Origin of the sequence: Pseudanabaena sp. UWO311 (assembly GCF_006937785.1) — a bacterium.
Lineage (GTDB): Bacteria > Cyanobacteriota > Cyanobacteriia > Pseudanabaenales > Pseudanabaenaceae > Pseudanabaena.
The window spans coordinates 109,809-123,233 of the sequence record NZ_SJEE01000015.1; the positions used below are offsets into that span (position 1 = coordinate 109,809).

Annotated in this window: 17 protein-coding genes and 1 pseudogene; 16 read left to right on the plus strand and 2 right to left on the minus strand. The window is 39.5% G+C overall.

Translation table 11 applies throughout. From position 1 onward, the window contains the following. The first annotated feature begins 324 nt into the window (after nt 1–324). The 6 genes from PseudUWO311_RS13265 to PseudUWO311_RS24025 all read left to right on the plus strand — a co-directional run bounded on the left by PseudUWO311_RS13265 (nt 325) and on the right by PseudUWO311_RS24025 (nt 3,211). Nucleotides 325–741: a YggT family protein gene (locus PseudUWO311_RS13265; RefSeq protein WP_142655708.1), complete on the plus strand. Its 417-nt coding sequence runs from the start codon at nt 325–327 to the stop codon at nt 739–741. Between the two features lie 270 nt (nt 742–1,011). Continuing rightward, nucleotides 1,012–1,773 carry a sterol desaturase family protein gene (locus PseudUWO311_RS13270; RefSeq protein WP_142655733.1) on the plus strand — a complete coding sequence of 254 codons (762 nt, stop codon included), beginning with the start codon at nt 1,012–1,014 and terminating at the stop codon, nt 1,771–1,773. Nucleotides 1,774–2,106: 333 nt separating this feature from the next. Further along, nucleotides 2,107–2,289 (plus strand): CsbD family protein, encoded by a 183-nt coding sequence (locus tag PseudUWO311_RS13275; RefSeq protein ID WP_142655709.1) that lies wholly within the window; start codon nt 2,107–2,109, stop codon nt 2,287–2,289. Nucleotides 2,290–2,499: 210 nt separating this feature from the next. Further along, entirely contained in the window at nt 2,500–2,781 is a 282-nt protein-coding gene (locus PseudUWO311_RS13280) for a 4a-hydroxytetrahydrobiopterin dehydratase (RefSeq protein WP_142655710.1), read from the plus strand. Between the two features lie 86 nt (nt 2,782–2,867). Continuing rightward, on the plus strand, nt 2,868–3,023 hold the full coding sequence (locus PseudUWO311_RS24885) for a lmo0937 family membrane protein (RefSeq protein ID WP_142655711.1): 156 nt from the start codon (nt 2,868–2,870) through the stop codon (nt 3,021–3,023). A 26-nt stretch (nt 3,024–3,049) separates the two neighbouring features. After that, the gene (locus tag PseudUWO311_RS24025) at nt 3,050–3,211 is read left to right on the plus strand and encodes a hypothetical protein (RefSeq protein WP_190303490.1); all 162 of its coding nucleotides are present in this window, start codon (nt 3,050–3,052) and stop codon (nt 3,209–3,211) included. Nucleotides 3,212–3,289: 78 nt separating this feature from the next. Here PseudUWO311_RS24025 and PseudUWO311_RS13290 read toward each other — a convergent pair whose 3' ends face one another. Then, on the minus strand, nt 3,290–4,627 hold the full coding sequence (locus PseudUWO311_RS13290) for an MFS transporter (protein WP_142655712.1): 1,338 nt from the start codon (nt 4,625–4,627) through the stop codon (nt 3,290–3,292). 294 nt (nt 4,628–4,921) lie between these two features. Here PseudUWO311_RS13290 and PseudUWO311_RS13295 point away from each other — a divergent pair, with 294 nt between their 5' ends. From PseudUWO311_RS13295 to dnaK, 10 genes are all read left to right on the plus strand, one after another. Then, nucleotides 4,922–5,647, plus strand: coding sequence for a ferritin-like domain-containing protein (locus PseudUWO311_RS13295; RefSeq protein ID WP_142655713.1), 726 nt, complete (start codon nt 4,922–4,924; stop codon nt 5,645–5,647). An 85-nt stretch (nt 5,648–5,732) separates the two neighbouring features. Beyond that, complete coding sequence (locus tag PseudUWO311_RS13300; RefSeq protein WP_142655714.1) at nt 5,733–6,572, plus strand: ferritin-like domain-containing protein; 840 nt, start codon at nt 5,733–5,735, stop codon at nt 6,570–6,572. Nucleotides 6,573–6,648: 76 nt separating this feature from the next. Beyond that, complete coding sequence (locus tag PseudUWO311_RS13305) at nt 6,649–7,416, plus strand: histidine kinase (protein WP_142655715.1); 768 nt, start codon at nt 6,649–6,651, stop codon at nt 7,414–7,416. A 194-nt stretch (nt 7,417–7,610) separates the two neighbouring features. Next, nucleotides 7,611–7,778 carry a YqaE/Pmp3 family membrane protein gene (locus tag PseudUWO311_RS13310; RefSeq protein ID WP_142655716.1) on the plus strand — a complete coding sequence of 56 codons (168 nt, stop codon included), beginning with the start codon at nt 7,611–7,613 and terminating at the stop codon, nt 7,776–7,778. Nucleotides 7,779–7,831: 53 nt separating this feature from the next. Continuing rightward, a complete protein-coding gene (locus tag PseudUWO311_RS13315; protein WP_142655717.1) occupies nt 7,832–8,185 on the plus strand; it encodes a phage holin family protein in 354 nt (117 codons plus the stop codon). Between the two features lie 72 nt (nt 8,186–8,257). Next, a complete protein-coding gene (locus PseudUWO311_RS13320; RefSeq protein WP_142655718.1) occupies nt 8,258–8,695 on the plus strand; it encodes a hypothetical protein in 438 nt (145 codons plus the stop codon). A 70-nt stretch (nt 8,696–8,765) separates the two neighbouring features. Beyond that, the gene (locus PseudUWO311_RS13325; protein WP_142655719.1) at nt 8,766–9,065 is read left to right on the plus strand and encodes a hypothetical protein; all 300 of its coding nucleotides are present in this window, start codon (nt 8,766–8,768) and stop codon (nt 9,063–9,065) included. Between the two features lie 147 nt (nt 9,066–9,212). Further along, nucleotides 9,213–9,722 carry a hypothetical protein gene (locus PseudUWO311_RS13330; RefSeq protein WP_142655720.1) on the plus strand — a complete coding sequence of 170 codons (510 nt, stop codon included), beginning with the start codon at nt 9,213–9,215 and terminating at the stop codon, nt 9,720–9,722. A 120-nt stretch (nt 9,723–9,842) separates the two neighbouring features. Next, nucleotides 9,843–10,547, plus strand: a complete 705-nt coding sequence (locus PseudUWO311_RS13335; RefSeq protein ID WP_142655721.1) for a TMEM175 family protein — start codon at nt 9,843–9,845, stop codon at nt 10,545–10,547. A 419-nt stretch (nt 10,548–10,966) separates the two neighbouring features. Next, nucleotides 10,967–12,865, plus strand: a complete 1,899-nt coding sequence (dnaK, locus tag PseudUWO311_RS13340) for a molecular chaperone DnaK (protein WP_142655722.1) — start codon at nt 10,967–10,969, stop codon at nt 12,863–12,865. A 68-nt stretch (nt 12,866–12,933) separates the two neighbouring features. On the opposite strand, the pseudogene PseudUWO311_RS13345 reads toward dnaK, so the two are convergent. Further along, nucleotides 12,934–13,188, minus strand: a pseudogene (locus PseudUWO311_RS13345) (leucine-rich repeat domain-containing protein); the annotation flags it as partial. Between the last annotated feature and the right edge of the window lie 237 nt (nt 13,189–13,425).

Here is a 13,425-nt window from a genome sequence, read left to right on the forward strand (position 1 = left end):
CAGCAAACAGCTTTTACCATGCTTGCTTAGTAAGATAGTTGCATGGCGTATGGTAGGTAGATTGCTTTAAAGGAAAAATTAGCTAGATAGCGATGAAATTGAATTAGATAAAGATTTGTGTCGTATTCAATCAATTCACACATAGCATCACCCATCCGTCTGTCACCGTAGGACTAATATCAAATCCTTAGAATGTTTCCAATTTCGAGAATTAAAAATCCTGATTGGATTTAATTTTAAATTCTCGAAAGTGTAGCCAAATTTTTAAGAATTACGATAAAAGCTATTAGCTTTGAGCCCAACAAAAAATTTAATGGTTTTAAAATGAATGATAATCAGCGGGATGAGAACAATCTTGAAAGGCAGCAAGATCTAAGACAAGACGAAGAAACTTTTCGCCTTCGACAAGAGGAAAATCGTCTAGGAAAGGCGCAGCGCAGTGGTATTTATTATTGGATAGTTAATACTATTTATTGGCTTGGCGGAATAATAGAAATATTACTGATGTTAAGGTTTGTATTGCGTTTGTCTGGAGCGAATACTCAAAATGAATTTGCGATATTCATTAATAACTTATCCGCACCATTTATTGCTCCATTTTCCACTTTATTTATTAGCCCTACTTCTAATAGTGGCGGTAACATATTTGATTTGAATATCATAATTGCAATTATCGCCTATGCAATTTTGAGCTATCTGCTGATTTCCTTAGTCAGATTTATTTTTTATAATAGAGTATAGGTAAAACGTTTCGCTATTTAGGAGAATTCAATAACTTTATTGAAAAATGTTGCCGAGAAATATCAATAAAGTTATTGATGTTGCGTGGAATCTTCTAAAAGCCTCATCCATCTCCCGTAGAGAAATAACTTGGGTCTGAATATACACTTGCAGGACGAAGTGTTGAGCAATAATGATTCCATGTAACATCAATAAAATTATTAGGATTTTTTTAATAGAAAACTTCTGTGGAGGAGTGTGAATGCAAGATATAAAGATAGGGAGGCTAAATTGCTAGATCACTCATTTTGGTTTTATGGTATTGCTTTTTTTGGAATTATTCTCGGCAGATATTTTCTGGTAGCGGGGGGAACGTATTTATGCTTTTATTTGCCTTTGCGTCAGTCTTCAGAGGAACAAAAGCTACAACCAAATCCTTCTTGGCAATCGATTAAACGGGATATTGAACTTTCTATACTTTCGGCAGCTGTGTTTGCGATCGCCTCAGCGTTGATTGTATCGGGATATGGTTGGAATCTCACACGCATTTACAGCGATCCTCAACAGTATGGACTTTGGTATCTAGGGATAAGTTATGTAGTAGTGTTGATTCTGCAAGATGCCTATTTTTATTTCACTCATCGCTTGTTTCATCACCCATCACTTTTTCATTGGTTACATCAAGGTCATCACCGATCTCGTTATCCAACTCCTTGGACATCCTTTGCTTTTGATCCCTTAGAGGCGATCATTAGTTCTCTATTTTTAGTCGGTATTGTCTTGATCATTCCACTACATTTCATTACTCTAATTGCAGTGTTGACGACAATGACAATATGGGCAGTATTAAATCATCTAGGAATTGATCGATTTCCTCTATCATTTCCCCACCATTGGCTGGGTAAGTGGTTTATTGGCCCAGCCCATCATTCAATTCATCATCTCAAGTACACTTTCCATTATGGTCTTTACTTTACCTTCTGGGATCGGTTATTAAATACTCAAGACACCAGTTATGAGAAGAGATTTAATGAACAATCTCCTAAGAAATAATAAAGAGTGATGTGCTATGCATATCACTCTTTATTATTAGTGACTCATGTGAGGCAGAGCAATGATGATGAATCTCTTACAGCTTGCATGGTAGGGCAACCACGGAGGGATTGCCCCTATTCTTTCGTTTTGTAAGGGCTGTGTCGCCGTGCCAGCCTCAAACTTCAGCTATCGTAGGAATTCTATCTTCGGAATGTGAGTTATTGATTACAATTTGTATCATATTCAATCAATTCATTCAGAAATTCAAACGATCGCCTGTCACAGTAGTTTTAGAACGCCAGAGTTATCAATTTGACTCTGGCGTTCTAAAACCAATTTATGGAGTTCATAATGAGTTTAGAAAATAGAGCTAAAGCAACTGCTAAAAATGTTGAAGGCAAAGTGCAGGAAGCAGTCGGAGATATGACTGGTGACACTAAAAATCAGACGGAAGGCAAAGCAAAGCAAGCTGAAGCAAAAGTTCGTCATGCCGCTGAAGATGTCAAAGACGAAGTCAAGAAAGTTATTGACTAGTAGTTCTTTGCCATCGCATCTTGCAGTTTAAGATTGTGCCTGCCAAAGTCGGGGGGCACAATCTCATATATCTTGAGCGCAATACCAATTCCCGAAAATGCAATTACATTTTCTGAAGTTAGAACCCAAGTTTAGTAAGGGGTTTAATCTATTAAAATGGCATTGTTATTTTGAGAATTAGGGTAAAACTATTCCATCCTAATTATTCTTATGCCCAAACAGAAGTTAACAGATAAAGAGATTAACAGTGCGATCGCAAAGCTGCCTGAGTGGAAAGTAGTTAACGGCAAGCTAAATAGGGCTTTCAAGTTTGATAGCTTTGTTTCTGCTTTTGCCTTTATGACTAAGGTGGCTTTTGCTGCTGACAAGATGGATCATCACCCCGAATTGTTTAATGTCTATAACCGTGTAGTAATTGATTTAGCTACCCATGATGTAGATGGCATTAGTAATCTAGATATTGATTTAGCTCAAAAAATCAATGATTTATAGCTGAGATGGGTGACGCAAAGCGCCACCCATCTCAGCTACAGGATATTAAATTTCTATCAATTTACTTTAACTAGAAAGAGAAAATTATGTTGAATCTAATCTGGACTGGCGTTGGTGTACTGCTTATTCTATGGGTTTTAGGGTTCTCAATTAACATTGGTGGCGGCTTAATCCATATACTTTTGGTTTTAGCAGTTATTGGGGTTGTCTATAACTTATTGATAGGGGGGCGAGCAATCTAATAAATCAGTATTCAACTAAGGGAACAGTGATCGAAAAAGGCGAGAAAGTAGTTTTTAGAATTACTGAGGTCAATGATCATGGAAATAAGCAGATTGATCATGTTCGAGAACGCGGAATCCAAGCTATTAACATTGGGCAAATCTTTTCAGTAGATGAGTTGACTGGATGGGATATTCGAGCTATTTAATATAAATAAATCAAAAAGCCAAAAAATAATAACAGCGCTTTGCGCCGTTATTATTTTTTGGCTTTTTGATGACTCGTATTATTTCTCGTGAACGAATAGTAAAGGAATAATAGCTACTAAACGCAGAATTGCGGAGAGAAAAAATACACCAAAGATTCCATCGTAATGCGCGTTCTGCGCTAAGATTCCACCTACTGTCGTTCCTAGAGCGCTGCCTATACCTGCGATCGCAGAGGCGATCGCAAAGAACGTTGCATGATGCTGAATTGGGGCGATCGCAATCTGGATATTATTACTTCCTAAATCAATCGCTGCCCAAGCTCCACCCAAAAAGAGGTGAAATATTAGTAGATAGATCCATAACTGTGATTGGATTTGAGCTATTCCTGTGAACAACCAAAATAATGGTGTAATCGCGATCGCTAGTCCAGCAAATATTAATAGAGGTCGATTGCCAACGCGATCGCTAAATCTACCCCATACTAATAGCATCAGCATATTTGCTCCACTGCCTAGACTGTTAAATAGAGTTACCCAAGTTATATCAACACCAAGATTTTCTAACATATAAAGATTGAAAAATGGTGTACTGAGATTAACCGCAAATCCCCAGAATGCGAAATAGATTAGAAAAACAATCAAATTGCGATCTTTAAATGGAGAGATTAAATTATTAATTAAATTATTGAATAGATCTGCTGCATAGTTTGGTTGATTACTTTCAGGCTCGTTTTCTACTTGACAGGCAGTTTGATATTTTTGAGGATTAATATCTATCATAAATTGCTGACAGGCTAAACTCGCTAAACCCGCAAGGATGCTAACACTTAAAACAATTCCATAACCTGCGATCGCACCACCTTGCCAATAGGAAACAACAAAACTCGCGATCGGTAAGCAAAGTAAACTCACGATATTACTGACAACATTACGAATGCTGTAATATCGCCCACGCAGTTTTGATGGAACTAAAGCCGCCAACCAACTCATCCAAGAAGCGCTACCCAGCGCCGCAAAAATGCTAGAAGTAACAACCAAAGTTAAGGTCAAATATACAAGTTGTTCAGAACCCTCGGCATTTGTCCCATTAAAGACAAGACAGACAAGTAGAACTAGCCAAAGCAATCGAGAAGGTAAAAATGTCCAGATTCCATAGTCATGACGACTATGAGAGCGATTAGATAATAATGCTCCCATCGGCTGTAAGAGATTTGCTAGCATTGGCAGAGAAGCGACCATCCCAATTTCAAATGGACTCGCGCCCAAATCTAGCAAAAAGCTACTCAGTAAGACACCCCCAGTAATATTACTAAAAATTGTTGATAAACCACCATCAATAGTTGACGCTCTGAGGCTAGTACGGACTGATATTTTAAGATCTCTGTCTGCTTCTTCGGTATTAATTCCAATTATCAAAACAGACCTACAATTGCTTTTATCTAGTTGCTTCGACAGTATTCTTAATCCAAAGATGTAAGGATAGGCAGCGCTTTGCGTCGTCTATCTTTACATCTTTAGCACTAGTACTTCGACAGTATCAATTTTAATTCTAATTTTTGGATTATTGATAAAGATTTACGACATTCTCATACAAATCAAGCAGTTCGATCATTCTTAAACATCTGGATATACATTATGTCAAACATCTATCTGTAACGATATGTATAAGTACGTTAATTGTATGTGTCATTATTTAGGAGATCTTAATATATGAACAGTAGGAAACTACCTTCTACATCACGGCGTTCCCTAATTAAATGGGGAATTTATGGGCTTGGTGCTCTAACGATCGCAGTTATGCCTAGAGCAATTAATGCCCAAACAAACAGCCGTGGCAAGACTCTCACATTTAATGCTAATGACATCGGTATTCTCAACTTTGCCTTATTATTGGAAGAACTAGAAGCTGCTTTTTATGCAGCTGTTGTCAGCTCTGGCAAAATTACCAATAGCAAAGAAATGGAATATATGCGATATTTGGGTGGTCAAGAAGCTGCCCATGTCACATTTTTACGCAGCGTTTTAGCTGACCAAGTTCTATTTGCTACTCAAGATTTAAGTTTTAACCAATCCACCCTCAATAACTTTCTGTCTAGTCGCGATAGTATTTTGAATACTGCCGTTACCCTAGAAGATGTTGGTGTTCATGCTTACAATGGTGCGGGTCTAAGTCTCACTAATCCTACCTTCATACTTGCGGCGGGTTCAATCGTTTCTGTAGAAGCCAGACACGCGGCTGGTGTGCGCGCTTTACTCGGTAAACCAACCACAGAACCTGACAGCGATCGCCTTGTTAATGATGCCAATCTAAATTCTACGCTCAATCCATTTAAAGGACGAGCTTATGACGAACTATATACTCCTAAACAGATTGTTGCCATTGTTGGTTCGCTAAATATACTCAATAATCCTATTGGTGGTTCTCTAGTTGCTTAACTAAAGAGCTACTCATGAGTTAACTCTCAAATTATTCACTTCCAAATACAGTTGCAATATATTCATACAGAAGGTCGCAGACGATATGACATCTTACTACGTCACTTTTAGAATGAGCCTTAAGAACCTAGCTTGTGGAGCCATGCGCCCTATCAAGCTCAGCTTAGTCCTTATTCCTTTACTGTTTTTATTCATGTTCTTCAGTCCACCAGCGCCAGCTTATGCTCAGGGCGCAGTGCTAAGCCCTAGAGAAGTAGCAGAATATGCACTCACCTTAGAAAAGCTCGAAGCAGACTTTTACCGCCGTGCTTCCGATGCAGCTATAAATGGAGGTTTAGTCTCTGCACCTCAAATGGCGAAGGATGCGATCGCTTCTTATGGTGAAGATGAAGCTAAACATGTAACTGACCTTTCAGCTGCATTACGTTCTATTGGCGGTCAGCCTGAAGCAATTAAAATTCCAGCAAATCCTAACTATAAGGCGATTTTAGGGCGTGACCCTTTTGCCAATCCTACCGATTTTCTATTAGCAGGTCAATATGTGGAAGATCTAGGTGTGGCTGCTTATAAAGGTCAGGTTCAAAATTTGCTTGCAGCAGGTGATGCAGGGAAACCGATTTTAGCGGCAGCCTTGGCAATCCATAGTGTAGAAGCTCGTCATGCAGCTGGTATAAGATTTTTACGTCAAATGCTGTTAGGAGCAGATGTACGACCTTGGATTGCTACTAATGCTAGTCCTAGTGAAGTGATCTATAACGAGAATCGTACAGAATCTCCAATCCCATTTAATCTTGATGCATTTGATGGTTACGCAACCAAAGATGAAGTACTTGCTTTAGTTTCTCCAATCTTAAATGTAACCCCTATTAAAACACCAACTCCTACGCCAAGCGAACCTTCAGAACCTGTCAGAGGTTTATGGTAAGCAATTGCCAGCCGTAGGGGCTATTCATGAATAGCCCCTACGGCAAAACTCTTATATAAAATGGGAAATATTAACTATGCCTAATCCAGTTAAAGAAAAGATTACAACCAATCTCAACAAAGCAAAGGGAGAGGGTCAGATTCGAGCTGAACACATTCGCAAAATTGTCAAAGATGCTGTCGGACAGACAGTAGCTGAGCTAAAAGAAGGCAGTGATGAGATTGGTTTGATTGTCAAGTCAGCTATTTCTACGGTAATAGCTGACTTGAGAGGTGGTGGAAAGGACAACGCGGAGAAAATTACAGCTTCTATTGAAGGAGCCATCGAAGGAAGCACTTATCATCGACAACAAGCACTCAATCAACGCCGAGCGAAATTGTTAGAGATTCAATCTCAATTGGACTGGCAGCAGGAACAATTGGATCGCGAAAGTAGTGAAATTCTGATTGATATTAAAGCCTCCGAATCGACTAATTTGATTGATGCCGAATCGGCAGCGATTAATCTAGCAGTCGATACTGTCCAAGAACATCACGAGTCGGGAATTCTGCAAGAACAATATCTCAAGCTCAAAGCTCAACTTGCCACTTTAGATAAAAAACTTGCCATTCGTTATGGCGATCGCTATGACGAGATTAGACAACAATGGGAAAATGCTAAAACTTGGTATAACCAGCAAAAGACTGAAGCAGAAGTAGTTGATACCACGCCTTTGCAACAAAAAGTTACCGATATTGAGACCAATATCGGTGGGCTTGGTTCAGCTGCTGCTCGTAAAGAGAAAGAAGTTAAACAGCATTTACAAGACCTTTGGGAAAGTAAGAGCATTGGCGTTAAGCATTGATTTAGTAGTGGTAATTCATGAATTACCACTACTAAATCAATTACCAGCAACTTGTAATCAGCAGAACCACAATATTTTTGTTGAAAGTGACGAAAAGCAGTACTTTTAATAAAAATATTGGTTCTACTTTTAGCCCAAGGTGTTGGAATCGATCAATCAGATTATTTGCATTTCATTGCAGAGAGCAGACAACTATGAAACTAATTCAAATTATTATCGGAATTCTCCTTCCACCCCTTGGGGTTTTCCTTACCTACGGCTTCAGTTCTACTTTATTAATCAATATTGGGCTAACTCTACTAGGTTGGGTTCCAGGTATTATTCATGCTGTCTGGGCAATCTCTAAACAGCAAGAAACATAAATAAAAGAATGATTGCGATATAACACTCTGTCTATAACTCAGGATAAAAAAATATGGTTGGATACTTTGTAACGATAGTGGCAACAGCTCTAGGACTTCTAGTAGTCGATATGGTTGTACCAGGTGTAGATATTGCGAACTTCCCAGCGGCATTAATCGCTGCGATCGTAATTGGGTTTGTCAACGCCTTTATTGGGCCGATTGTTAAACTTCTATCTCTACCATTCACCTTTATTACTTTAGGATTATTCTCTTTTGTGGTAAATGGAATATTACTCTGGTTGGCTTCGATTATCGTTCCTGGATTTACGATGAACGGACTCTTAGCCTTAATTTTGGCTCCGATTGTTCTATCTTTTGTGAGTACATTCTTGAATAAATACTTTGCTGAGAAAGGAGTCGGCTAAGTGGTAGAAAAAAGTCATAAATTCCCCCTATAGACCCTTAGGCGTGAGTTCTAAACTATGCAAAGAAAAACTATGAACATTTTTCATTATGTTCGGAAAACATTATTAGTCTTAGCTCTAATGGTGCTTTTAACCTTTACAAGCGCTTGTGGAGCTTCTCAAACTAAAACTTCTAATCCAGTAATGACGAATCAGAATTCGGAGTATGGTCAATTAGAACGCGGTAATTCTGCCGCAGGTCAGAATTTTGGTGATTGGGTGATCAAGACTGGTAAAGGCTTGATTAAGGATGCTTATGTGCGCGATCGCAATAAGCTAGGAGTCGTAATTTCACCTAAAGTTTTACCAACGGAAGTAAAAGCTTTAACTAAATCATTAGTCCAAGGTTTCCGACACAATTTCCCTAATCAAGACCTAACTATTTTAATCTATGCTCCTGATAAGAAGCTGATTTTAACCGCTAGATATGATACTCAGTCGCATCAAATTGATTATCAGCAAGCAAGTTAAGAGTAAGAAATATGAGGCGCAAAGCGCCTCATATTTCTCGGTTTTGATTGATATTTTACTTGGGACAACTATGAATAATCAAAGCACAACTTCCATTAATCCTAATGATTCCTATGATGCTTATTGGCAAGAGAATCATGGTACTCGTCCTTACATTGAAAAAAAGACTCCCTATGCAGACTATCAACCCGCTTATCAAACAGGACATGAAGGCTACGATCGCTATCTTGGCAAAAGCTTTGATGAAGCTGAAGCTGAACTTAAATTAGACTATGAGGCGATCTTAACCCAAAAATCTGGGACAGGATTAGCTTGGATCAAGGTTATAGATGCAGTTCGGGATGCTTGGGACAGAGCTGGCACTACTTAAAATAAGTCTTAATACCAATTCTCGAAAGTATAGCTACACTTTCGAGAATTGGTGTAAAACCCAGTAAGGTTTTTGGATTCTCAAAATGGTGTTGCCATTTTGAGAATAGGTATTAGTCCTTTTGAATCCTTTATCAACATAATAACTATGCCAAATACTAGTGATGAATATAAAAGCCAAGTCATGAAAGATTTGTCAGAGGGAAACAAAGAAATTCTCCCTGAAGAGTCAGAAAATTATCAAAACTTTGATGATTTTGCCCAAAGATCTTCCCGAGAAGAACGTCGTAATTTATTTGGAGATCTCTTTCAGAAAGATCGGATTACTTCAGCAGAAATGGAGCCAGAATTACAAAAAGCAGTAGCAGAGATTCAACCCAACCAACGAGATGACGTAGCTAGAGAATTCTTCAAACATCTGAAAAAGCGTGGTCTGAGTGAGCGTGCTCTTGAACAGCAGTTAGGATTGTCAAGCCATAATCCTAGCCGTATGACTTCCGATGATGTTGCTAAATTGGCTGGTTTTGCTTATCATTCTCATCCCGATATTTTTCAAGAAGTTTTAGCAATTCAACCAGCACTTGTAAAATTTCTTAGTAATCCTCTCGTGGGAGCTGCGTTGGGTGCGATCGCGGCTAAATGGTTTGGTAGAAAATAATCCCAATCCTCAAAATGACGTTGCCATTTTGAGGCTCCCAAAACCTTACTGAATTTAATTTTTAATTCTCGAAAGTATGGATACACTTTTGAGAATTGGTATAACCCCTAGTGATAGAAAATGCGTTTTCCCTCATCCCATTTTATCAATCTATTCAGAGGCTCTAGCAATACCATTCCTTCAGACAATGGAAGTGCTGATATCAGCAATCACCGTATTGATGCTTTAGTCGATGCCTTTTTCGCAATCGCATTAACTCTGTTAGTACTAGACATCAAGACATTTCATGTGGAGTCAGATGTCGAATTGACTCAGGAGCTAATTGCACTTATCCCTAAGTTTTTTACTTACTTTCTTAGTTTTATGATCTTGGGGCTACTGTGGTTTGAGCATCAGATGGTATCGCACTATATTTCACGATCTGATCGTGCGCATATTTGGCTTAACCTACTATTTTTGATGTCTATTTCATTAATTCCTTTCTCAGCGTCATTGTTAGGAGAAAACCTTTCTCATCGATCAGCAACTACTTTTTATGGCATTAATCTCTTTGTTACTGGAGTAATTCAATATTTAGACTGGGAATATGTAACTCGAAAAAATCGCCTAATTGATAAAAGTCTTGATCGAAGGCTAGTTCGCTCTGTCCAAAAAACATTTTTGTTGGTTCCACTTAGCTATGCGATCGGGATTGAAGCTTCATTCTTTAATATTTCTGTGAGTATAGCTCTTTACGGTTTAGGCACACTTGCAGGAGCATTAAGAATGAATGCAATTTTCCATCAATCCCACGAATTTAATCAGCCTGACAACAAAATTAATTAAGCTACTTCCTTGCCAGTGAAGGATACGTGGTGCGGGGCGAAGCCACACACCACGTATCCTTATAATGTCTCCTTTTTTGCTGGGAAAGGAGTATCAATAAATTTAAATTATTTGGACCAAATAAATATTTTGGGATTAAATGTTTATTAATTATGTGCTTATAGTGTTTCCCAGCCTATTTAAACCCGAAGGTAAGGGAATCAAACCTCTAAAACTCGCGCACTTGAAAAGCGATAACTACAATAATCTTGAAAAAGATGGTTGTGATCACGCAGAGCCACTTCTTTTTGGGTATGGATTTGTTGATTGTACGGGAAACCCTACCAGATTAGGTAGAGTCCCCCTGATGTGCTAATCGGGAAAAGTGGTTAATCTTGTATGAGACTAAAGATTAATAAAACTCAGGAGTTAGAAGCCTTATGGCTAAAGTAGTTGGAATCGACTTAGGTACGACAAACTCAGTCGTCGCCGTCATGGAAGGGGGCAAGCCAACGGTGATTGCAAACGCCGAAGGCTTCCGTACCACACCCTCAGTTGTTGCTTATGCCAAAAATGGCGATCGCTTAGTTGGACAAATTGCTAAGCGTCAAGCCGTCATGAACACCGACAACACCTTTTACTCAGTAAAGCGCTTTATCGGCAGACGTTATGACGAAGTTAGTGGGGAATCCAAGCAAGTTGCTTACAAAGTTTTGAAAGTAGGTGAAAACGTCAAGATCGACGCACCTGCAGTTAGCAAACAGTTTGCACCCGAAGAAATTTCTGCTCAAGTATTGCGTAAGTTAGTTGACGACGCTAGCAAATATTTAGGCGAAACCGTCACACAAGCGGTTATCACCGTTCCTGCTTATTTCAATGATTCGCAACGTCAAGCCACTAAAGATGCTGGCAAAATTGCAGGCGTAGAAGTTCTCCGCATCATCAACGAGCCAACCGCAGCAGCTCTGGCTTATGGTCTAGATAGCAAGACTAATGAAACCATTCTCGTATTTGACCTTGGTGGCGGTACGTTTGACGTATCGATCCTTGAAGTCGGCGACGGTGTGTTTGAAGTAATGTCCACCAGTGGTGACACTCACCTCGGTGGTGACGACTTTGACAAGAAGATCGTAGACTTCCTTGCTAATCAGTTCCAATCCGCAGAAGGCATTGATCTTCGCAAGGATAAGCAAGCATTGCAACGTTTGACTGAAGCTGCTGAAAAAGCGAAGATTGAACTTTCTAGCGTTACTCAAACCGAAATCAATCTTCCCTTTATCACTGCAACTCAGGATGGACCTAAGCACCTTGACACCACACTGACTCGCGCCAAGTTTGAAGAACTATGCTCTGATCTAATTGATCGCTGCCGTATTCCTGTCGAGCAAGCAGTCCGTGATGCCAAAATCGACAAATCGAAAATCGATGAAGTTGTCCTTGTTGGTGGTTCGACCCGTATTCCTGCGGTACAAGAAGTTGTTAAGAAGATTCTTGGCAAAGATCCTAACCAAAGCGTTAACCCTGATGAAGTCGTTGCGATCGGCGCAGCTGTTCAAGCTGGCGTATTGGCTGGTGAAGTTAAAGACATTCTCTTGCTTGACGTAACTCCTCTATCACTCGGTGTTGAAACCTTGGGTGGCGTAATGACCAAAATCATTCCACGTAACACCACTGTTCCTACTAAGAAGTCTGAAGTCTTCTCGACTGCGGTTGATGGACAAAGCAATGTTGAGATTCATGTTCTTCAAGGCGAACGTGAAATGTCTAACGACAACAAGAGTTTGGGAACCTTCCGTCTAGACGGAATTCCTCCTGCTCCTCGTGGCGTACCTCAAATCGAAGTTGTATTTGACATTGATGCTAACGGGCTATTGTCGGTAACTGCTAAGGACAAGGGTACTGGTAAGATTCAAACCCTTTCAATCTCTGGTGCTTCGACCTTGCCTAAGGATGAAGTGGAACGTATGGTTAACGAAGCTGAGCGTAACGCATCTACTGACAAAGAGAAGCGCGATCGCATCGAAGCGAAGAATCAAGCTGACTCTCTAGCTTACCAAGCTGAGAAACAAATCAAGGATCTTGGAGACAAGGTTCCTGAAGCCGACAAGACGAAGATCGAAGGTCTAGTCAAGAGCTTGCGTGAAGTAATCGCCAAAGATGATCATGAAGCGATCGCAGCTCAAACTGAAGAGTTGAAGCAAGCTTTGTATGCTCTTAGTTCTTCTGTCTATCAGCAAGGCGGTGAAGCCCCTTCTGGTGCTGCTCCTGAAGACGGAACTAAGGATGCTGCAAGTAGCGATGACGATGTAATCGATGCTGATTTCACTGAGTCGAAATAGTTAATTCTAAAAAAGAGGGTGAGCGCATAGCGCTCACCCTCTTTTTTGTTTTTGAATCGAGCTAAATTTTAAAAAATTCGTCTTGCGCCCTCATCGCCCTCAAATTCACAGATCCTTTGAGGGCTAACTGGACAAACTCGACTCTTAATTTTATTTTGAGAGACGATTAGCTGCTCTAGCTTTTTTAAACTAGCCAAAGGTTGGATATTAGCAATTTGATTGTTATGCAAGCTCAGTCCTCTTAACTGGGTTAGACCAGCTAAAGGTTTAATATCATCAATTTTGTTGTGATTGAGATTAAGCGTAGTCAGGTTCTTCAAGCTAGATAGCGAACTTACAGCAAATTCCGATCAAACACGCCACAAGTCTAGTAATCTAAAGCATCACTAAAGTTAAACAAAATATGTCAGCATATTCGCTTGATTTACGGCACAAGATATTAAATGCATGGCAAAATAAAGAAAATACACAGAGAGGTTTAGCTAAACGATTTAAAGTTAGCTTATCGTTTGTACGAGATTTTTTGCGTCGGTATCGAGAAACAAATGAAATAGCAGCGA